Genomic DNA, 22,108 nt, shown 5'->3' on the forward strand with positions numbered 1-22,108 from the left:
TCACTGCTCCTTCATCAACGGCGTCAATGTGGCGGCCGCGATCGGCAGCGTGTCGACTTCCGGTGCTGAGTGAGCCGACGTCAAGCTGCTGTTCGCGGCTTCGGCCCGCGTCGTGCCGATGACGTCCGGCACATCGAGCTGCCGCACCAGATGCCCCGCGAGACGCAGCGCCAGCGCGGCAATCGTGATGGTCGGGAAATTCGCGCCCACGGTCGGAAACACCGAACTGCCGCCCACATACAGATTGCTGATGCCGTGCACCTTGCAATCGCGATCGACCACGCCCTCGCGCGGCGAATCGTGCATGCGCGTCGTGCCCATGTGATGCCAGGTGCCTTCCAGCTTCGCGGGCCACGGCCGGCCTTCGAGCGGCGCATCGAGCTCGACGTCCGCGATGCCGGCCATCTGCAACTCCTGCGCGAGCAGCGCGAAGGTTCTGTCGAAGGTGCGCTGCACCTGTTCGCCGAGACGCCACGCCACCCTCACGCGCGGCATGCCGAAGCAGTCGCGTTGATCGGCCGACAACGTGACCCGGCTATCGGGATCGGGCACCGCCTCGACGATCGCCTGCAGCGTCACGCCGGTGATCAGCGCCGGCCACTGCAAAAGTCGCGTCAGGCCGTAACCGACCGTTTGCATCGGGCGCATCGCCATGGTCGCGATGTCCGCCTTCAGGCTGCGGCCCGGCTGATCTTTCTGCAGCAGCGCTTCCTTGCAGCGGATCAGCGCCTCGGAACCCGCGCTGCCTTCGCCGTACCAGCGCGAATAGAGCCACACGCGCGAATTCAGCAGCTTCTCGCGCTCCATCAGTTCCTGCTTCGGCGCGAACTGCGAGGAGATCTTCGTGCCGTGCGCCGAGACCGCCGCGTTCTGATAGTGATACTTGATGTCGTAGAGCTTGTTGCGCGCGATGCCCGGACGAAAGCGCACCTTGCCCGACATCATTCGCGGATGATCCATGAAATAGCGGCCCACCAGATCGTTGGCGTTGCCGAGGCCCGCGGCCTGCACGTTGTTCGAGGCGAGCAGCAGGCGCGCATTCTCGATGCCGCCCGTCGCCAGCACGAAAATTCTCGCCGACACCGTCATCCTGCGGCCGCTGACCGTGCCCACGCGCACCCGCGAAATCGTCGTGCCCTGAGCGTCGGCGTCGATATTCAGCACGTTCGCGTAGAGAAACACGCGCACCCGCTTCGAGCGCGACAATTCCTCGCGATACGCCTTGCCGAAGCGCACGGGCGGACTGAATTGCGCGACGGTATCGCGCATGTCGCCGGTGGCGAGCGGCATGCGCCGCACGTCATCGCGCCCGATCTCGCGCTCCCAGTACGCCGGGTCGAAATTTTGCGGACCGAGCTTCAGCAGTTCATGCGTGCGCGCGTAATACGGCGCCAGTTCGTCGAGGCGGAACGGCCAGCCGCTATGCGCGATCCAGTCGCGCTTTTCAAAGTCCCACGGGTCGAGCGGACGGCACCATCCGCCCCAGCAGTTGCTGCTGCCGCCGAAGTAGCGGCTGCGCGAACCGTCGGCGAACGCATAGGGAAGCCCGACGCTCTCCCCGCGATACAGGTCGCGGGTTTCGTCGTCGGGTCCGAATCCGCCGCTCTCGAGCATGCAGGTATCCACACCGGCCTTCGACATTTCACGCGCAAGCGTGATGCCGGCCACCCCCGCGCCGATGATGCAGACCGTCGTTTCAATGACTGTGTTTGGTTCGACTGTGCGAGTATCGATGAACATCCACGGCTCCCGATCTTTATGCATGCGTTTCTGGAGTGCGTGACTGGCTCTCGCCGGCCGGCGACTGCAAGTCAATCACGTGTATGTCGTGACCGGGCACGGCTTGTCCGCGATCACGTCCTGGGTCTCCTCAGCGTATCGACGCTGCGGTTTTAAGTCTGTGGTTCAGCTCACGGAATCGAAACGCTTGCGGATGAAGCGGCAAGGATTGCCTCCATAGACGCCTTCCGGTTCCAGCGAACGGTGCACGACCGACAACGGCGTGACCACGGCTGAACGGCCGATCGTCACGCCCATTTGCACCACGCATTTCGACGTGATCCAGACGCCGTCCTCGATCACGATCGGCGCGACGCGCAGATCCATCGTCGTGCTCATGTCGTGAGAGCCGGCGCTGAGGAACGTGCCCTGCGAAATGCAGACATTCGATCCGATGCGAATCGGCGCCTGGTTGTAGATCCACACGTCGACGCCGAACCAGCATTGATCGCCCACTTGCAGATTCCACGGCGCCTTCACGCGCAACGGATGCACGAACCGGCAGCCCGTTCCGATCCTCGCGCCGAACAGGCGCAGCAACGCAACGCGCACGAACGAGAAAGGCAGCAGCTTGTTGTTGATCACGCAGGCTTCGACGACAAACCAGACCAGCTCGATCAGAACGCCGCGCTTCGCGCGATAGTTGCCCTTGCCCGCGAGGCTCAGATCGATCACGCGGCCCGGCTCGCGCGCGGCTTCTGCTTGCGGCCTGCGGCCGATGCGCGGATCGTCGGCGACCTTACCCATGAGTTGTCTCCCCGTCGGCGGCGGTGGCGCGCATGTGCATGCTTGCCGCCGGATTGCCTGCATTATGTTGCGGCTCGTTACCCGGCTCGGCACGCTGGCCGTGCGGGCAAGCGTTTTGGCGGTTGCCCGCCTGCCGCCTGGCGCACGATAGCTGTATCGCGACTGCCTGCTGCTGGGGAATACGATGGACCTTATGCTTCGACGCACTGTTATCTCGATGCTTCTCGCCATTGCAACGTCGGCCATGCCGGCCTTCGCGCAGAACGCCGCGCCCGCCGCCGGACCCGCTCCCGCGGCGGCCGCCGCCGGCTACGGCGGCGCCGCGCAAGCCCCGGCAAACCGGCGCGCGAAGCACCAGGACCGCGAGCAGAAACTGCTCGGCGCGCCGCGCCAATACAGCCTCGACGACGCGCCGCTCGGCAAGGCCGGCGATGCGCAACAAACCTTGCTCGACGAACGACGCATGACCGTGCTGGGAGGCGGCAAGCCCGCGCCCGGCAAGGGCAAGCCTCGAGCCGGCCAGGTGCCCGTCGCCGCCAAACCGGGACGTGCGAATGCCGCCGAAGCGCTGCTGCCCGAAGGCGCGGCGAGAAACGCTTACGCCGATCCGTATGCGACGGGCAAGCGTCCCGTCTATCGTTCGCCGTGGTGATATGCCTTTCATGACAGGGCCGCGTGCCGGATCATTCCGGCGCGGCGTCCTCCGCTGTGGCGGGCTTGCCGTGACGCAGCACCGCCGCGCTCGACGGACCCGCTGCGAACGACGGCGCGGCGCGTTTCACACGCCTGCCGCGCGTATTGCGCGAGAGCATCGCGAGCCGCTCCTCGAAGGTGCGTAGGGTCGACTCCGGCGACAGCGCGCGCTCCGCATAACTGCGCGCCGCCTTGCCGAGCGCGGCGCGGCGTGCGGGGTCGCTCGCCAGCGCCATGATCGCGGTGGCCAGCGCCTTCACGTTATCGGGCGGCACGACCACGCCGCGCGGCGCGACCGCTTCATAAAGCGCGGTGCCGCGGCGCGCCATCGCCACCGTCGCGCGGCCGCTCGCCAGCATGCCGGTGAGCTTGGACGGCATCATCAGATCGGCGGCGTCCGCGCGTTGCGGCAGCACGTGAATGTCGGCGAGGTTGAGCAGTTCGTTCAGACGCTCCGCCGGTTGCAGCGGCATGAAGATGCAGTTGGTCAAGCCCGCGCAACGCTCGAACAGACTTTCTTTCGCGGCCCCGCTGCCGCAGAAAACAAACGTGATATCGGTGCGCCGGGCCAGCGACGCGGCGGCGTCGGCGAGCGTTTCGATGCCCTGCTTCGCGCCCATGTTGCCGGAGTACAGCACCACCTTCTGCCCGGCCGGAATGCCCAGCAAGCTTCGGTATTCGCTCGCTCGCGCAAGCGGAAAAACGGCGGACACGTCGACCCAGTTGGGCAGGCACACCACCCGCGAGCGATCCACGCCCTTGGCCGCCGCGCGCGAACTCATCTGCCGCGTGATCGACGACACCGCATCGAAGCGCCGCAGCAACGCGCGTTCGATCCAGCGCGCCACGCGCGCGGCGCGTGAGCTTTTCAGCAGACCCAGTTCGAAGGCCGCGTCGACCTCGTAGTCCTGGATATGCAGCCACGCGCTCGCACCCGTCATGCGCGCAAGCGCCAGCGCGCCCGGCGCGCACATCAAGGTCGGCGCGATCAGCATCACCGCGTCGGGGCGCCACAGCGCCTGCCAGGCGAGCAGCGGCAGCGAACTCGCCGCGAAGGTGGCGAGGTGCAGCATCCGCTTGACGCCGCTCGGGCGCGACGGCACCCACAGCGGCGCGCGCCACAGTTCGACGCCGTCGCGCGTTTCGCGCCGATAGCGCCACCCAACATAGCCCTCCGCGACGCGCCACTCCGGGTAGTAAGGCGGCGCGCACACCACGCGGACCTCGTGGCCGCGGCTCGTCAGAAGCGCGGCCATTTCCGCCGTGTACTTGCCCGTTCCCGTCAGCTCAGGCGCGTAGTTGAGACCGTAGATGAGGATCTTCATTGTGACTGCCAGAACGTGTTAGGGCTCCGCGGGCGCAATGCTCGCGTCTTGCGGTCATGCGTGCCATCCGTCGCGCAACGTCAATCGCGCAACATCAAGGCGCAGCCGCGGGCGATATTGGCGGCGGCGGAAGGCGGATCGAAACGGCGAATCACATCCATGCAGCGATGGGCGGTGCCCGCGGCATCGGCGAAGGCTTCCATCGACTTCAACAGCGTGCGTTGCAAGCCGGCGACGTCGCCCGCCATGAACGCGTAGCCACTCACGCCGTCGATCACCAGTTCCGGCACGCAGCCGCAACTCTCGCTGACCACCGCCGGGCAGCCGTGCGCGAGCGCCTCGTTGACGACGAGGCCCCACGGCTCGCTGTGGCTCGGCAGCACCATGCAGGTCGCGCGGTAATACTCCTGCGTGAGCGGCTCGTCCTGCAAACTGCCGGCGAAGATCACCGCTTCGCCGAGCCCGAGTTCGCCCACCTTCGCGTGCAGCGCGTCGGCCATCGGCCCGGTGCCGACAATGCGCAGTTGCGCCGCCGGAACGCGCCGCCGCAAACCGGCGAACGCCTCGATCAGCGTGCCGATGCCCTTCTCTTCCGAAAGACGGCCGACGTACAGGAACACGGGCGGATTGCCGGCACGCGCGGCGACCCGTTCGACCAGCGCGCGCTCCGGCGAAAACGAACCCGGCAGCGCGGCGGCCTGGCAGGGCACGAAAATCTTGTCGCGTTTCGCGCCGAGCGAGAGAAGATATTCCCGGCTGCGCTCGCCGAAACCGAAATAGCCGTCGCAGAGCGAAAAGAACACGCGCTTGGGGATCGACGTGAGCAGCTTCTTGGGCCGGTCGCGCGCGGTCGAATCGCAAAACACCGCGCGCCGCTTGCCGGTGACGATGCACGCCGCCAGCATCGCCCAGTACTCGGGGCGGTGATAGCCGGGCAGCACGATCAGATCGGACTTGGCCCGCAACACTTCCCACGTGAGCCGCGCGATCATCTTCAGCGTCGGCACGTCTTCGTAGCATCCGTCGAACAGCTTTTGCATCGGATAGCGGTGGTACGAATAGTCGACATCGGAAAAACCCACGCGGTCGTGCTCCGTGTCCGCGATCTGCACCATCGAATAGCGGATCGCCCCGGATGCCGAAATGTTATGCAGGGCGGAAAACACGACACCCTTGTGGCGCGACCACACGACGTTGTGAAAGATCGTGACTGACGCTGTCATTTTTATGCCGCTCCTCGAAAGATCGTCTCTCCGCGCGGTGCGCGCGCCGCGCCCCCACAGCGTCGCGAGGCGCGTCCTCAGCCGGAAATTGAGCTCGCTTCGCACGGCGCGCACCTAGGCTTGCAGCGCCGCGGGCAGCGAACCGGCATGCGCTGCGACGAATTGCCGATACGTGGATGCGAGGCCTTCCGCGAGGCCGATTCGCGCGCGCCAACCCATTTGCGTAAGCCGCGAGACGTCGAGCAGCTTGCGCGGCGTGCCGTCGGGTTTCGAGGCGTCGAACGCGAGTTCGCCCTCGAAGCCGACCACCTTGCAGATGCCTTCGGCCAGCTCGCGAATCGACAGGTCCTCGCCGACGCCGACGTTGAAGAGCCCGTCCGTCACGTTGTGTTCGAGCACGAACAGCGTGGCCGCGGCGAGATCGTCGACGTGGAGGAATTCGCGGCGCGGCGTGCCCGAGCCCCACACCGTCAAACTGGCCGCGCCGTTCAGCCTGGCTTCGTGCGCCTTGCGCAGCAGCGCGGGCAGCACGTGGCTGCTGTTCAGGTCGTAGTTGTCGTTGGGGCCGTACAGGTTGGTCGGCATCAACGCGACGTATTGCGTGTTGTATTCGCGGTTGTACGCCTCGCACAGCTTGAGGCCGGCGATCTTCGCGATCGCATAGGCGTCGTTGGTGGGCTCGAGCGGCGAGGTCAGCAGATACTCCTCGCGAATCGGCTGCGGGCATTGCTTCGGATAGATGCACGAGGAGCCGAAGAACACCAGCCGCTCCACGCGGGCGCGATACGCGGCGTGGATCACGTTGGTTTCGATCACGAGGTTTTCGTAGATGAATTCGCCGGGCCGCGACGCATTGGCGAGAATGCCGCCCACGCGCGCCGCCGCGAGCAGCACCACGTCGATCCGCTCCGCCTCGAAGAAGCGGTTCACTGCGGCCTGATCCATCAGATCGAGTTCCGCCCGCGAACGCGTGACGACGTTGGGATAACCCTCGGCGGCGAGCCGCCTGACGAGCGCGGAGCCGACCATGCCGCGGTGCCCCGCGACGAAGATGCGTGCCTGTTTGTTCATCGCGCTCACTCGTGATGTTCCAGCGCCGTGAATCCGGCCAGCGTGACGAGCGCGTCACGTCGTGCAATCTGATAATCGGCGCGCACCATTTCCTTGACGAGCGTGCCGAACGGCGTGATGGGCCGCCAGCCGAGCCTGGCGTGCGCCTTCGACGGGTCGCCCAGCAGCGTCTCCACTTCGGCGGGCCGGAAATAGCGCGGATCGACACGCACGATCACGTCGCCCGGCGACATCTTGACCTCGCGCCCTTCCACCTTTTCGACGATGCCCACCTCATCCACGCCGGTGCCTTCGAACCGCACGGTGACGCCCAGTTCGGCGGCCGCATGCTGCACGAACTGACGCACGCTGTACTGCACGCCGGTCGCGATCACGTAATCCTCGGGTTGCTCCTGTTGCAGCATGCGCCACTGCATCTCCACGTAGTCGCGCGCATGACCCCAGTCGCGCAGCGCCGACAGATTGCCGAGATACAGCGTCTTCTGCATGCCCACCGCGATGCGCGCCACCGCGCGGGTGATCTTGCGCGTGACGAACGTCTCGCCGCGCACGGGCGATTCGTGATTGAACAGAATGCCGTTGCACGCATAGAGGCCATAGGCTTCGCGGTAATTGACCGTGGTCCAGTACGCGAACAGCTTGGCGACCGCATAGGGGCTGCGCGGATAGAACGGCGTGGTCTCCGATTGCGGCACCTGCTGCACGAGGCCGTACAGCTCCGAGGTGGACGCCTGGTAAAAACGCGTCTTCTGCTGAAGCCCGAGAATGCGGATCGCCTCGAGAATCCGCAAGGCGCCGAGACCGTCGGCGTTGGCCGTGTATTCCGGCTCCTCGAACGACACCGCGACGTGGCTCTGCGCCGCGAGGTTGTAGATCTCGTCGGGCTCGACGCGCTGGATCACGCGCAGCAGGCTGGTCGAGTCGGTCAGATCCGCGTGGTGCAGAAAAAGTCTCTGCTCCGGGTCGTGGGAATCGCGATACAGGTGATCGATCCGGTCGGTATTGAACAGCGATGACCTGCGTTTGATGCCATGCACGTCGTAATCCTTGGCGAGCAGCAGCTCGGCCAGGTACGAGCCATCCTGTCCCGTGACGCCGGTGATCAGCGCGACCTTGCGTTTCATTGAGTGTTCTCCTCGTTGAGCTTGTTGTAATGCCAATACCCATGCCCCATGCCCCATGCCCATACCGCGACACGGCCGACCCCGACCCCCGACCGTGGGCCGCCTCACCCCGCGATGCTGTCGTACCCGTAGTAGCCGCCTTGATAGCCCGAGCCGAGGAACGCGCCTTCCTGCGGCACGTCGGTGAGCAGCACGCCCCTGAGCGCCACGCCGCCGTTGCGCAGCCGCTTGGCGGTTTCGGTGATCTCGTTCAGCGGATGGCGGCCGTGGCGCACCACCAGCAGCGTCGTGCCGGCGTACTTGCCGATCAGCGTCGAGTCGGTGACCGCCAGCACCGGCGGCGTATCGACGATCACGAGGTCGTAATGCGGCTTCAGTTCGTCGAGCAGGGTCTGGAAGCGCTTGCTCATCAGCAGTTCGGACGGATGCGAGGGCAGCGTGCCCTTGGCGAGCACGTCGAGGCCGGGCAGCACGTTGCGCTGGATCATCGCGGCCAGATCGCCGCCGCTCAGCACGTCGGACAGACCCGGCTGATGGCCGATGCCGAAATGCGAGTGCACGTCGCCGCGCCGCATGTCGCCGTCGATGATCAGCACGCGCTTGTTCGCCGACGCCACCAGCGCCGCGAGATTCACCGAGAGGAACGACTTGCCGGTGTCGGGCCGCGAGCCGGTGATCATCACGACGTTGTTCTCGGCATGATCGAGCGACAGTTGCAGCGAGGTGCGCAGATTGCGCACGCCTTCCACGGCGATGTCCTCCGGCGCCTGTTGCGCGAGCACGTGAAGCCCGCGACGGCGCAGCATGACGTTTTCCTGCAAGCGCAACTGCGTCTGACTGCGCGGCACCACCGCGAACACCGGCACGCCGAGCACGGCTTCGAGTTCGTCGGGACGCTCCACGCCGCCGTACATCGCGCGCCTGAAGAAGGTCAGCAGGATGCCGAGCACGAGGCCGCCGCCGAGCGCGATCAGGATCGCCAGCACGCGCTTCGGACGCACGGGCTCGTCGGGCGCTTCGGCGAAGTCCACCACGCGCACGCTGCCCACCTGGCCGGCCTTCGCCACGCGCAGTTGCTGCGCGCTGTTGAGCAGGTTGGTGTACAGCTCCGTGTCGACGTGCACGTCGCGCAACAGGCGCAACGCGGTCTGTTCGGTATCCGGCATCACGGCGACGCTGCGGTTCATGGCGGCCTGCGCGCCCTGCAAGGCCGCGATCTGCGCGTCGAGCGCGGCCACCGACGGGTGATTCGCCGTGAAGCGCTGCGACATCTCCGCGCGTTGCTGCTGCAGATCGAGCAGCTTGGTCTTGTTGTCGACGATCTGCTGCAGCAGCAGCCGGCTTTCCTCGCCGAGGTCGACCGTGCCGTGCGTGTTGCGGAACTTGTTGTAGCGTTGCTCCGCCTCGTCGAGTTCCTTGCGCAGCCCCGGCAGTTGCTGATCGAGAAACGCGAGCATGTGCTCCGCTTCGGTCGAACGGCTCGCGACGTCCTGGCGCACGAATTCGCGCGCCATGCTGTTGACGATCGCCGCGGTCAACGCGCTGTCGCCGCCTTCGAGACTCGCGCGAATCACGCCGGACTGCAGCGTGGTTTCGGCCACCACCAGCGCTTTTTGCAGGCGGTCCACCGTGCTCAGCGTCGAGGCGCGCTGCAATTCGAAACGCGCGCCGGGCGCACCGACCAGCGAATCGACGCGCAGCGCGATCGGACCGTCGGCGGTATCGGTTTCCACGGTCTCGCCGACCCGGCCGGACAGAATCGCGATGCCGTTCCGGTCGCGCAGCACGTATGCGCCTTCGTTGCCCGCAATCAGCGTGAAGGTGGTGTCGTACATCTCCTTCGACGTGTCGAAGCGCGACACCGCGATGCGCTCGTCGCCCCACGCATAGCCCGACAGATTGATGAACGACGGCAGCCTGAAACCCCATTGCCCGTTCACCAGCCCCGCGATCATGCCGCCGACCAGCGGCAGATAGCGCGGCGTGGCCGTGATGTCGAGATGCAGCTTCTTGACGGTTTCCTCGGTGACGAGACGCGACTTCAGCAACTCGATCTCGGCCGCCGTGGAAGGCTTGGTGTCGAACATGCCGGTGAGCGGCGGCAGCGAATCCTTGCCGTTGCCGTTGTTGTTGCCGGTCTTGTCCTCGACGTGGAACAGCACGTCGGCGCGATACGTCGGCGGCGCGAGGAACGCATACGCGCACCCCAGCGCGAGCGCGATGAGCGTCACCGTGACGATCGTGCGCCAGCCTCGCACGATCGTGCGCAGATAGTCGGACAGGTGAAGCTCATCCTGCCCGGACACATCCGTATAGCGGTTTTCGAAGTTGATTGCCATAGTGTTCACCCAACAAAGCCCGGCGGTTCAAGGTCCAGATTCGTATCGTTATTTGGCGACGATGACCCCGGTCACCGCGGCATTGATCGCCGGCAGCAACAGGTTCAGCACGCGGTTGAAGCGAACGAGGCCGCCGTTGTCGACGTAGACCACGTCTTTCGGCTGAAGCTCGAACTGGTTCGCGAGCACCATCGACACCGGCGACCTCGCGTCGAGGTGGTAGACCTGCGGCTGGTCGCTCGTCGAATTGCGGATCACGAAGAGTTGCTTGGTCTCGGCCGTATTCGAATTGAAACTGCCGCTGTCCGACAGCGCCTGCGACAAGGACAGCGTGCCGTTGCGCATCGGCGTGATGGTGGCCGGCTTGTTGACCTCGCCCATCACGAACACGGCGCTGTCCTCGCGTGAGGCTACCCGCACCAGGTCGCCCGGTTGCAGGTAGATGTCCGACGGATTGCGGCCGCGCTTGATCAGATCGTCGATGTTCAGCGGATACGTCACGCCCTTGCGGATCAGCTCCACGCGGCTGCGGTCCGCATTGGCGCTGAAGCCGCCGCCCAGGTTGATCGCGCTCGTGAGCGACATCGGAATGTCGTTGATCGACTGGGCGCCCGGCAGGCGCACTTCACCGTCGACGTACACCTGCGCGGCCCGGAACGATGCGACCCGCACCGTCACTTCGGGCTTCTGGTACACGACGCTCAGCTTCCTGTGCAGCTCTTTCTGAATCGTGCCGACGTCCTTGCCCGCCACGTGCACCGTGCCCGCGTACGGAAACTGCACGTCGCCGTTTTCGTCGATCAGAAAACCCGGCGCGGCATCCGACGTCTTCGCGTTCGCCGGCGGCTGACCGAGCGCGGCGGCGAGTTCGGGGTGATCCCATACGACGATCTGCAGCACGTCGCCGGGGCCGACCTTGTACGACGGCGGCTTGCCGAACAGCCCGGCCGTCTCCGGCGCCACCCCGGCCGCCTGCCGCGCCGCGTTCATCTTGCGCAGCAGCGCGAGGTTGATGTCGGTGATCGGAATCTGCACCTGCTGCGAGGCCTCGGTGCTGTATTCACCGCCCGTGTCCTGTAGGGCGGCAGGCGTGACCAGGTGCTGGCCCGGCGCCAGCGAACAGGCCGAAAGCAGTGTCGCCACTGCGCAAACCAGAAGACTTCCCGTGCGTATGACAAGCGAGCTCATGATGTTTCCTCCTTGCGCCACGGCGGCTGTCCTCGATGGAGGCAGCGTCAGGCGTGCTTGTTGACTGCTTAGTAAGCGTTTCGATGCACTAGTCCGGCAATGATCGTCGCGCCGATGATCCGCATATCGAGCGCGAACGACCAATGCCCCAGGTAATACAGGTCATGCTCCACGCGCCGCTCCATTTTTTCGATGCGGTCGGTTTCGCCACGAAAGCCGTTTATCTGCGCCCAGCCTGTGATGCCCGGCTTGATCCGGTAGCGATTGATATAGCCCGCGACCACCTTCTGATAGAGGTCGTCGTGCTCGAGCGCATGGGGACGCGGTCCGACGACCGACATATCGCCACGCAACACGTTGAAGAATTGCGGCAGTTCGTCGAGGCTCGTGCGGCGCAGGAAAGCGCCCACCTTCGTGACGCGCGGATCGTCGCGCGTGGCCTGTTTGAGCGTGCCTTTCTGCTCGGTATGCACACGCATCGAGCGGAACTTGTAGATCGTGAAGACGCGGCCGTCCGCGCCCTTGCGCTTCTGCCTGAAGAAAACCGGGCCGCGCGACGAGAGCTTCACGGCGATCGCGATCGCGAGCAGGATCGGCGCAAGACAGATCAACACGGCCGCGGCGAACAGGCGGTCGAAGATTTCCTTCTTCAGCATCGAACTCGCCGAGAGCGGCGACGCGACCAGGTTGATCGCCGGCACGCCGAGCAGATCGATCACGCCGCTGCCTTCGAAGAGCGCGAGACTGCGCACGTCCGGCATGAAACGGATGTTCACCAGGTCGTCGCGGAACTCGCCGACGAGCGAGCAGATCAGCGGCTCCTCGGTGAGCGAGAGCATCAGCCAGAGTTCGTGCACGTCGTTGCTTCGGATGTAGTCGGCAAGCGCGTCGACGGTGCCGAAAACGGGCACGCGCGAACTGGTGACGGGCGCGGTATCGGGGCGCGTGTTGTAGACGGCGGCGGCGCGAAAGCCGGTGGTCGGCGCGGATTCGATGCGGCGGATAATGGCGTCGCATTGCGAGCCGCTGCCGACGATCGCGACCTGGTGCAGGTTCATGCCGTGTTGACGCGCGCGCGCCAGCACGGCATGCGTGATGAGCCGCCATGAGATCAGCAGGCCGCCGGTCACGGCCGTCCAGTACGAGAACCACAAGCGCGACACGAAGTCGATGCGATGCAGCGAATACATCAGCACGAGCGCGCACGCCTGCACCATCAGCCACGCGAGCGAGACCTGGCCCGCGAGCGCGAGCTTGGAGCGGCCGCGCCATGATTCGTAGACGCCGAACGCCGGAAAGATGGCCAGCGCGAAGGCGGCGGAAAACATCACCAGCGCCCAATAGAACCCGGATTGAGCGAGATAGTCGAAGCGGATCTGCGACGCCACCGCCGCACCCGCGAGCACCAGCGCGACATCGAAAACTCGCGCCAGCAAATCCTGGAACCTGCGCATTTTGCTTCCCTCGTTCTTGCCGTTCTTGCCGTTCTTGCCGTTCTTGTCCGCGAAGCCGTGCCGGCGAGCCGCCTACGAGCAGCGGCCGTAGTTGTCGTTGAACCTCACGATGTCGTCTTCGCCGAGATAGACGCCTGACTGGATTTCAATGATTTCGAGCGGCACTTTTCCGGGGTTCTCCAGCCGGTGCCGCGTGCCGATCGGAATGTAGGTCGATTCGTTCTCGCTCAGCAGGAACTGCTCGTCGCCGCGCGTGACGAGCGCGGTGCCGCGCACGACCACCCAGTGTTCGGCCCGGTGGTGATGCAGTTGCAGCGAGAGTTGCGCGCCCGGCGTCACGACGATGCGCTTGACCTGGAAGCGCTCGCCGTGGTCGATCGAATCGTAGAAACCCCAAGGGCGGCGCACCTTGCGATGCGCGTCGGCCTCGGGCGCGTGCTGCGCCTTGATGCGCGACACGAGCCCCTTCACGTCCTGCACGCGCGAGCGGTCGACCACCAGCACGGCGTCGGCGGTTTCGACCACCACCACATTGGTCGTGCCCACACAGGCGACGAGCCGCCCTTCCGAATAGGCATAGCTCGACACGGCGCCTTCGAAGGTCACGCGGCCGCGCCCGGCGTTGCCGCTCGCGTCCTTGTCCATCGCGGCCCACACGGCGTCCCACGAACCCAGATCCGACCAGCCCGCTTCCAGCCGGATGACGACACCCGGCGGATTGACGACGAACGCGCTTGCGTCGGCGCGTTGCGTGGTTTCGGCCTCGGCTGCGGCCTCGTCCGTTTCGGTGAGGCGCTCCATCACCGCATAGTCGATCGAATCCGCGGGCGCGCTGAGAAACGCATCCACCAGCGGACGGAAGTACGCGCCCTCGCTACGGCCGCCGCTGAAGGCAAGCTCGCACGCCGCATGCATCTCGGGCTGCAGACGCTTGAGCGTGTCGAGCCACACGCTCGCGCGCACGATGAAGATGCCGCTGTTCCACCAATACGTGCCGGCCGCGACGTACTGCGCCGCGATTTCCTCGGCGGGCTTTTCGACGAAGCCGCCGATTGCATGCGCGCCGTCGGACAGTTCCGCGCCGATGCGGATATAGCCGAAGCCCGTGTCGGGACGCGTGGGCGGCACGCCGAGCGTCACGATCGCGCCGCGTTCCGCGTAGCGCGCGGCGCTGTCGAACGCGGCTTGCAACGCGTGCAGGTCCGCGATCGAATGGTCCGCGGGCATCACGATCAGAATCGCGTCGCTGCCGTCCGCGCAGGCGAGCGAGGCCGCGAGCGTCAACGCCGGCGCCGTATCGCGGCGCGCCGGTTCGACGATCAGACGAGCCTCGACGCCGTTTTCATGAAGCTGCTCCGCGATCACGAAGCGATGTTCCTCGCCGCACACGACGATCGGCGCCGCATCCACGTTCCAGCCGGCGGGGAAGCCGTCCATGCGCCGCGCGGTGGCCTGCAACAGTGAGTCGCAGCCGACCACGTCGATCAGTTGCTTCGGATAGTTTTCCCGCGATACCGGCCATAGCCGCGTGCCCGAGCCCCCGGCGAGGATCACCGGAACGATGCGCGCGCAACGCGCGCGGCTCGTTGCGGCATCCGCATCGCCGGGTTGGGTGCAAGCACCGCTCACAGCTCGCTCAATCGACATATCCGCATTCCTTGTCTTTCCAGAAGTCCACGAAAACAGTGACTGGCGGCGCGCATTCGCGCGCGGCCTTCCAGTTGGCCCCGTCTGCGTTATTCGCCGACCATGCGCCGGCTTTGAATGCGGAATTCGGTGGGAGAAATTCTCATCCGCTTGCGGAACACTTTCGCGAGCCGGTCACCGTTGCCCATGCCCGTGCGCCGGGCAATCTTGTCGACGGGCAATTCGGATTCGGTCAACAGGCTGCACGTCACCGCAAGGCGTTCGTGCAACAGAAAGCTCGAGGGCGTGATGCCCATTTCCATCTTGAAGCGGCGCAGGAAGTTGCGTTCGCTCATCGCGGCGAACTGCGCCGCGTCGGCGATCGAAATCGCCTGCTGGCAGTTTTCCTGCAACCAGCGCGCCGCCGCGCGCACCTTGTCGCCGGGACTCAGGCCGCCGTCCTCGCCGAGCAGCGGCGCGAGGTTCGAGCAGGAATCGGCAAGCAGCCGTTCGGCCACCGTGCGGGCGGTCGCGCTGCCGAGATCGCGCTTGATCATGGCGAGCGCGCTTCTCATCGATTCGAGCCGGTCGCCCGCGTCGGCACTCTGTTCGGACTGGCGCGGCGGGATCGGCTGCGCGCGGAATTCGGCGCTCTCCTTGCCGTCCGGCACGTAGGCCGCCTCGAGCAGCGCGCGGCCTTCCGCGATCGGGCGGATCATGCCGGTGTTGCGCCGAATGCGACGCAGCCACGCGATCAGCCGCTCGTCGCCGGCCGCGGCCGCCGCGCCCTTGCCGCCCGCCACGTAGAGCGCGTCGAAGCCGCCGTAGTGGCGCGCGTCGAGTCCGTCTGTCCAGACCCGCAACGCGGACGAGGAAGTCACCATGCCGCCGTCGGCGGACAGGAAAGAAACGTCGTAGGTCCAACCGCCGGTGCCGGACGAAGCCAGTTCGTTCGCTGCCTGGAAAACCTCGGCAACGACGCCGGCACCCTGCAACGAGCAGTCGTTGAACATCAATATCGCGATGCGCCGCATACCCTTGTTCGGAGCGTGCACCCAACGCAGCATTGCAGACTCGAGACTCGCGCAGGTCATAGTCATCCTCTCACCAGAAAACGGATCTACTTTCACCCTGGACGGCCACGGAGCGGCCGCCTGTGCGGCGCATCATGGCCACCGCCAATCCAGCATTTAATCGCCATGTCTGAAAGGAGAGACAGGCTGGCGTATCGAACAGGCGGCCAGTCAGTCGATTTCGGATCAATCTTTCCGCCCACCTGTTTTTCATTGAATTAATTGCCGATTCAACATATGAATCGATTTGCAGTTTGCGAATCTTAATGCAAACAGAAAAGCCATTTAGTACGCCAGCACACACACGGCAGCTACTCGAAACGTGGAAGTTGCTAATCGTTCAGCCCGCTATTTCGTTCGCTGCGGGTGATTGTTCCCGGCCCGGCGGTCGTGGCAAGCATGATTTGCCTATCTGTGCGGGATTTTCTGCAAGCGGCGCCGCTTCGGCTTTGTTCCGACGATACAATCCATGACGGACAATTAGCAAAGCGAGTCTCTAATATAAGCAATTCCCGGCGCGGCAAGATTAATTAATTTGTTGTAATTGGAACTGAAGAATATAAACAAGTCGATTAATGTTTCAGACGTGAAACACGGTAATAAGACAACCTGAGCCCGCTGTGCAATAGACGGGGCAATGGCGGATGCCGTCGGCTGAAGGCCGGTCGAATTTCGCCAGGGGATTGCGGAAATACGCTATGCGATTTCCGCAACAGTTTGCGATACCGGGGCGAGGCAAGGCGGCTCCGGCCTGGTGAACTAGCAGTTGGGCGACGCATCGTCGCGAGCAACTGCAGCAAAAGACGCGGGAAACATATGTCGAATCCATGCGAACATCGCGCGCCGCGCACGCGCATCGGCGGGTCGGTCGAGCGCGGGCCCATGCGGCGCATCGCCATCGCGGCGGCGGTTTTTTTCGCGCTCGGGCTCGCCGCCGTTCGGAGCGGCGCGGCCGGTGCGGACCAGCAGGCCGCGAGCCGTGCCGAGATCGTCGTCGACGGCGCAAAGTGGACACCGTGCGCGGCGGAATACGGCACCTGTCGTTTCAGCGGCACGCGCGACGTGCTGTATGGCACGGTCGAACAGCATGTCGTCAAGGCGTTCACGAACAGTGCCGAATGCAACAACGGCGTGTTCGGCGATCCGGCGCCCGGTGTGGAGAAGCGCTGCATGGTTGCGGCCGGCGCGGCTGGGGCGGCGAAGGGCGATGCCAAGGCCAAGGCCAATGCCAATGCAAATGCCAATGCCAATGCCAATGCCGCGGCGAGCGTGGCGTCGGCGGCGATCGCCACGGCGAATGACGCATCGCTCAAAACGCAATCAGCGCAATCAGCGCAATCGGCGGCCGCGTCCAATGAATTGAAGGCGCCGCCCGGCCAGGGCCTGCGTTGCGCCGCGCCCTCGTCGCAAGCACGCGCGGCCGCGAACGGCGATCTGCTCGAAGCCGACACGCCAGGCGACGGCACGCGCCTTTTCGCGGCCGGCCAACCGTTCGCGCTCGTCTTCACCACGCGCCCGACGCAAGGCGACACGCTCGACTGGCAGATACGCGATAGCTGGAACACCGTGCGCGCGAGCGGACGCTTCAGCGTCGCGGCGGGCTCGACCTCCTCCACGCTCAGTTGCGCGTCGAGCGTGGCCGGGTACTTCGCCGTCTCCGCCTCGCTGGAACGCGCCCAGGGCCAGCTCGAATCGCGCGGCTCGCGGCCCGCGGGCATCGCCACTTTCGGCGTGCTGCCGGACACGTCGGCCGCATTACCCGCCGTGCGCTTTCCGTACCAGGATCTGCATCGATTCGGCGGACAGGGGACCGCGTATCTCGCGCCGGGGCAACACTGCTGCGACGGCGACGGCTATCGGCCGGTGTACACCGCGCTCGGGCTTGCGTGGGCCAACGACAACCGCAACTGGTACATGGAAGAGCCGAAACAACCCGGCACCTTCGATCCCGCCGCGAAGCCGCTCACACCCTTCTTCAAGGGCGGCGACATCATGCGCCTGATCCAGCTCGACGGCATTCCGCAGTGGGCGAGTCCGAACGGCAAGCAAACGCACAGCTATGCGCCGACCTCGCTCGCGCAGATGAAGGACTACATGGCGAAGGTCGGCGCCGAGTCGAACCGCGTTCGCACGACCTGGTTCCCCAAACAGCGCGACAACTACTATCAGGTGACGTGGGAGCCGGACGCGGACGGCGGGCTGCCGTGGCGCGACACCGACGCCAATTTCGTCGCGATGTACAAGGCCGTGTGGGAAGGCATCCATCAGACCGATCCGCGCGCGGTGGTGATGGGCCCGACCTATTCGTCGGTGCAGGGCAACGTGACGTGGATGCGCCGTCTCGGTCCGCTCGGCATCGGCCGCTACATGGACGGCATGACCGTGCACGGCTATTACGACATCGGCACGACGCCTTCGCATCCGCCCGAGCGCGTCGCCGACACCGGCAATCAAGGCACCGTGCCGGGCGCGCTGCCCGCCTCGATGCGGGCGCTGCGCCACGAACTTCGTCAGTACCTGAAACCCGGCGCGCCGCTCTTCGTGACCGAAACCGGCATCAGCTACGACATCGGCGAGTCGTATGGCAAGCACTATCCGGGCGCGAACGTGCTGTACGCGCAAGCCGCGGTCGTCGCGCGCACGCATCTGATCCTGCTCGGCGAAGGCGCGGACATGACCTATGTGTTCTATCTCGCGGACATGCCGGACGCCGCGCCCGGCTACGGCATTTTCTTCGAGCTGGATCATCCGAAGGGCGCCTATGGTCCGTCCAACATCAGTCCGAAGCCGGCCGCGCTCGCGGTGGCGGCGATGACGCGCATCGTCGACGGAACCAGCACGCTCGGACCGCTCAAAGGGTTGCCGAAAGGCGTCCATGCCTATGCGTTCCGCCGGCTCGGCGGCGGCAAGATCGTGACCGCGCTATGGACGCACGACAACGCCAGGTGGAACGCGAGAACAGGCTTCGACGCGAGCCGCGGCGCGGACTATCGGCTGCGGGTCGACGCGCCGGGTAGTGCCGGCGAAGTGACCGCGTTCGACATGATGGGCAACGCCACGCGCGTGCCGTACCGCGACGGCGTGGCGAACCTGAAGCTGTCGCCGGCGCCGCTCTACGTGGTCTCCGGCAATGCCGACGTGTTCAACGACGCGGTCACGACGCCGGAAGGTTATGTCGCGCGCTAGCGGCGCGAGCTGGCGATACTTCGGCGTCAGGCGACAGTCCCCGCGGGTGCTGGCGCACAGAGAGTCCGTGCGCGGGCGGTTAGCATGAAAATCAACACGCTGGAGCCGAAAACATGAGCGGCCTTGCATGGACGATGCTGGTGCTGGCGGCGATGATCGGCGCGTTTCTCTTCGCGACGATCGGCGCCGTCGCGCTGGTGCTGCTGCTGGCGAACGTTTCAAGCCGCCTCGCCCGGCACGATGACAACCGTCGCGATCCGTAGCGGATTCGCGACCACCACGGCGCACGCTGAAATGAAAACGACACACGCCTCACTGGAGATGACATGCTGACGGGGATCGACTTCCTGGACGTGGTCCGCCTAACGCCTCTGGTCTCGATCGACCTGATCGTCAAGGACGCCGACGGGCGCGTGCTGATCGGACATCGCCGCAACCGGCCCGCGCGCGGCACCTGGTTCGTGCCCGGCGGGCGCATTCTCAAGGACGAGACCCTCGACGCGGCGTTCGCGCGCGTCGCCGAAGCCGAACTGGGCATCGGCAGCCTGGCGCGTTCCAGCGCGCGCTTCGAGGGCGTCTACGAACATCACTACCACGACAACTTCGCCGACGAGCCGGACGTGTCGACCCATTACATCGTGCTCGCTTACTCGCTGACGTCCAGCAGCGCCGTGCCGATCGGCCGGCCCGATCAGCACAGCGGCTATCTCTGGCTCGCGCCGTCGGACCTGCTCGCGCGCGCGGATGTTCACGAGAACACCAAGGCCTATTTCCGCTAGCACGGCATTCTGCGCGGCGGCAGCGAATGCGAGTCCACTGCGAGTTCGGCAACGTGGCGAGCCAGGCCCCTACAGTAAGATCGAGCCCACCGTCAGGACTCGAATCATCATGCGATTATCGGCAACCCGGTTCGTTCGCGATTCATTCACCGCCTTGCTCGCGCTTCTTGCGCTTCTATTGCTCGCCGTCCTCCCGGCTGCCGCGCGCGCGGCCGATTGCAGCCCCGGCACGCTGATCACGGTGGTCGCGCATCTCGATGACGATCTGCTCTTCGTGGACCCCGCCATCAGCGAGCGTCTCGACGCCGGCTGGTGCATCACCACCGTTCATCTGATCGGCGGCGCCAACGGCGCGGACTTCGCCTATGTGCAGACGCGCGAGCGCGCCTCGCGGCTCGCGTATGCACGCATGGCCGGCGTGCGCGACGACTGGCTCGAATCCACTATCGCGATTGCCGGCAAGCTCGTGCATCAGATGGTGTTGAAGGACAAGCCGCAAGTCCGCCTGCTCGAATTCCGTTTGCCGGGCGGCGGCGTGCGCGGCGGGCGCGAGCCGCTCGGCTTGCTGTGGGAACAGCACGCCACGCTGTCGACCTATCCGATGAACGCGGACGGCTCCGCGCGCGTGAAGTACGACCGCGACTCGCTTTCGGCGACGCTGCAAGCGATCCTCGCGCCGGCGTCGGAGATCTTCACGCTGAATCCCGATACCGTGCCGTTCATCGAGCATCCCGACCACATCTACGCCGCGCGCATCACGCGCCATGTCGCGCAGACGCTCGGCAAAAGCGTGCCGATCGAATATCACGTCACCTATCCCACCGGCGGCTGGCCCGGCAATCTTCCCGCCGCCGAAGTGCAACGCAAGCGCGACATCGTCGCCAGCTACTTTTCGATCGACGGCGGCGAGTCCTCGCATGTGTTCGGCGAGTTTCAATGGGACGGCAACTGGATTGCGCGCCGCTATGCGTTTGCCGATCGCAGCGATCGGCGCGCGGCGGATTTTCAGTCCCGTCCCGTGCAGCTATTCAATGCGGCGGCGAGCCGTTGCCTGAGTTCTGCGGGCGCGGGCCATGCGCCGACGCTGGCCGCGTGCGACGGCTCGGCCGCGCAGCAATGGCGATGGGAGCCGCTGACGGTTTATCCCGGCAACGCGCGCAACGCCGCGCTCGTCAGCGTGCTCACTTCGCAATGCATCGCCGAGCGCGACGGGTATCTGGTCTCCGAAACCTGCGATCAATGGGACATGGCGCAGCGCTGGACGCCGTGGGACTTCGGCCTCGTCTACACGCCGCAACGGCATTGCCTCGGCGAGAACGCCGGCAAACTCGTCATGCGCGGCTGCACCGCGCTCACCACCCGCTTTCGATGGGCCGGCACGCAACGCACGCAGGCAAACGATCCGCGGCTCGCCACCGCCATGTACGGCGACCTCGCGGGCAGCGGCAAGCAAGCGGCGGTGTATGTTCAACGGCAGCCCGACGGACCGGGCTTCAACGTGTATGCCGTGGCGCTGGCGAAGGCGTCGCGCCCCGCGCTCTGGTATGCCAGCGCCGTGCCTTTCGATCCCCGCGCGCTCTCGCCGAGTTGCGCGAACGACAAGCTGTGCTTCGACAGCGCGCGCTTCCTGCTCGGCGATTTCGACGGCGACGGCAAGGCGGATTTGATGGTCGTCACCGCGCGTCAAGTGGGCACCGCTTTCTGGTTGCTGCGAAGCACCGGCGCGCGCTTCGAGGCGCCCCGTCTCTGGCTGCAAACCAGCAGCGCGTTCAAGCCCGAACTCACGCAGCAATATGTGGCAGCGGACTTCACGGGAACGGGGCGAGCCGGCGTGTTGATCGCGCAGAAGCGCGCCGATAGCGGGCTCGATCTGTGGATGGCGTCGTCCGCGGGATCTTCCGGCTCCGCACCGGCGCTTTGGGCGCAAGCCAGAAACCTGCGGCAAAACGCCAACTTTGTGCCGCTCAAGATGGCAGGATCGCGCGCGTCACTCGTCGCGGTGGAGAACGTCGACGGGCGGCTCGCACTCACCCCAATCGCCAACGACGGCGCGCGTCTGACGCTCGGCGAGCGCAAACCATTGCCGCCTCGTTTCTCCCCGGACTTCGTGAAAGTAACGGCAGGCGCGACACAGGGCAAAGACAGCCATGCGCTGATTCTGCTGACACCGCACCTCGACGGGAGCAACGGCGACGCCATGATCGACATCGCCACGGTGAACCCGCACGACGCCACGAGCACGCCGATTCAGGCGGCGACATTGAGCGGCATGTCGTGGTCGGATGTTTTCCCGGCATTCGTGCGCGAGAACGGCCATGCGGCGCTCGTGCTGTATCGGAGAGTCGATGCGACGCTCGGGGATTTTTATTTCACGGGCGGCTCAGCGGCGCTGTCGCGCTACGCGGTGACGGAGGATTTCGCGTTGGGCGCCGCGCAGGAACTCGGCGAACTGCCTGGGCTTTTTTCGGAGACAGTGCGAATCGACCGGCTCGCGCGGTAGC

Annotated in this window: 16 protein-coding genes; 5 read left to right on the forward strand and 11 right to left on the reverse strand. The window is 65.6% G+C overall.

What is annotated here, in order from left to right; translation table 11 throughout:
• Both ACTJLC_RS04295 and ACTJLC_RS04300 read right to left on the reverse strand, forming a co-directional pair.
• Positions 1-1,740 (reverse strand): GMC family oxidoreductase, encoded by a 1,740-nt coding sequence (locus ACTJLC_RS04295; RefSeq protein ID WP_310130414.1) that lies wholly within the window; start codon positions 1,738-1,740, stop codon positions 1-3.
• 165 nt (positions 1,741-1,905) lie between these two features.
• A complete protein-coding gene (locus ACTJLC_RS04300) occupies positions 1,906-2,526 on the reverse strand; it encodes a DapH/DapD/GlmU-related protein (RefSeq protein ID WP_073428139.1) in 621 nt (206 codons plus the stop codon).
• Between the two features lie 193 nt (positions 2,527-2,719).
• Between ACTJLC_RS04300 and ACTJLC_RS04305 the strand changes: the two genes are divergently transcribed.
• Positions 2,720-3,178: a hypothetical protein gene (locus tag ACTJLC_RS04305; RefSeq protein ID WP_310130417.1), complete on the forward strand. Its 459-nt coding sequence runs from the start codon at positions 2,720-2,722 to the stop codon at positions 3,176-3,178.
• A 31-nt stretch (positions 3,179-3,209) separates the two neighbouring features.
• Here the strand turns inward: ACTJLC_RS04305 and ACTJLC_RS04310 are convergent, their stop codons facing one another.
• The 9 genes from ACTJLC_RS04310 to ACTJLC_RS04350 all read right to left on the reverse strand — a co-directional run bounded on the left by ACTJLC_RS04310 (position 3,210) and on the right by ACTJLC_RS04350 (position 15,663).
• Entirely contained in the window at positions 3,210-4,544 is a 1,335-nt protein-coding gene (locus tag ACTJLC_RS04310) for a glycosyltransferase WbuB (RefSeq protein ID WP_310130418.1), read from the reverse strand.
• An 80-nt stretch (positions 4,545-4,624) separates the two neighbouring features.
• Complete coding sequence (locus ACTJLC_RS04315) at positions 4,625-5,767, reverse strand: glycosyltransferase family 4 protein (protein WP_073428142.1); 1,143 nt, start codon at positions 5,765-5,767, stop codon at positions 4,625-4,627.
• Positions 5,768-5,881: 114 nt separating this feature from the next.
• A complete protein-coding gene (locus ACTJLC_RS04320) occupies positions 5,882-6,838 on the reverse strand; it encodes a GDP-L-fucose synthase family protein (RefSeq protein ID WP_310130422.1) in 957 nt (318 codons plus the stop codon).
• A 5-nt stretch (positions 6,839-6,843) separates the two neighbouring features.
• A complete protein-coding gene (gmd, locus tag ACTJLC_RS04325) occupies positions 6,844-7,962 on the reverse strand; it encodes a GDP-mannose 4,6-dehydratase (RefSeq protein WP_083084487.1) in 1,119 nt (372 codons plus the stop codon).
• Between the two features lie 104 nt (positions 7,963-8,066).
• Positions 8,067-10,301: a polysaccharide biosynthesis tyrosine autokinase gene (locus tag ACTJLC_RS04330; protein ID WP_083084489.1), complete on the reverse strand. Its 2,235-nt coding sequence runs from the start codon at positions 10,299-10,301 to the stop codon at positions 8,067-8,069.
• A 48-nt stretch (positions 10,302-10,349) separates the two neighbouring features.
• Positions 10,350-11,489 (reverse strand): polysaccharide biosynthesis/export family protein, encoded by a 1,140-nt coding sequence (locus ACTJLC_RS04335; protein ID WP_083084490.1) that lies wholly within the window; start codon positions 11,487-11,489, stop codon positions 10,350-10,352.
• A gap of 68 nt (positions 11,490-11,557) precedes the next feature.
• Complete coding sequence (locus tag ACTJLC_RS04340) at positions 11,558-12,943, reverse strand: undecaprenyl-phosphate glucose phosphotransferase (RefSeq protein ID WP_073428145.1); 1,386 nt, start codon at positions 12,941-12,943, stop codon at positions 11,558-11,560.
• 72 nt (positions 12,944-13,015) lie between these two features.
• Complete coding sequence (locus tag ACTJLC_RS04345; RefSeq protein ID WP_310130425.1) at positions 13,016-14,590, reverse strand: sugar phosphate nucleotidyltransferase; 1,575 nt, start codon at positions 14,588-14,590, stop codon at positions 13,016-13,018.
• Positions 14,591-14,679: 89 nt separating this feature from the next.
• Positions 14,680-15,663, reverse strand: coding sequence for a GlxA family transcriptional regulator (locus tag ACTJLC_RS04350; protein ID WP_310119451.1), 984 nt, complete (start codon positions 15,661-15,663; stop codon positions 14,680-14,682).
• A gap of 795 nt (positions 15,664-16,458) precedes the next feature.
• Between ACTJLC_RS04350 and ACTJLC_RS04355 the strand changes: the two genes are divergently transcribed.
• From ACTJLC_RS04355 to ACTJLC_RS04370, 4 genes are all read left to right on the forward strand, one after another.
• The gene (locus tag ACTJLC_RS04355) at positions 16,459-18,828 is read left to right on the forward strand and encodes a hypothetical protein (RefSeq protein ID WP_440843286.1); all 2,370 of its coding nucleotides are present in this window, start codon (positions 16,459-16,461) and stop codon (positions 18,826-18,828) included.
• A 113-nt stretch (positions 18,829-18,941) separates the two neighbouring features.
• Positions 18,942-19,091 carry a hypothetical protein gene (locus ACTJLC_RS04360; RefSeq protein WP_310130430.1) on the forward strand — a complete coding sequence of 50 codons (150 nt, stop codon included), beginning with the start codon at positions 18,942-18,944 and terminating at the stop codon, positions 19,089-19,091.
• Between the two features lie 63 nt (positions 19,092-19,154).
• Positions 19,155-19,607, forward strand: coding sequence for a GDP-mannose mannosyl hydrolase (locus ACTJLC_RS04365; RefSeq protein WP_440843287.1), 453 nt, complete (start codon positions 19,155-19,157; stop codon positions 19,605-19,607).
• 109 nt (positions 19,608-19,716) lie between these two features.
• A complete protein-coding gene (locus tag ACTJLC_RS04370) occupies positions 19,717-22,107 on the forward strand; it encodes a PIG-L family deacetylase (protein ID WP_440843288.1) in 2,391 nt (796 codons plus the stop codon).
• The last annotated feature ends 1 nt before the right edge of the window (position 22,108 follow it).

Origin of the sequence: Paraburkholderia sp. 22099 (genome assembly GCF_052045835.1) — a bacterium.
Lineage (GTDB): Bacteria > Pseudomonadota > Gammaproteobacteria > Burkholderiales > Burkholderiaceae > Paraburkholderia > Paraburkholderia terricola.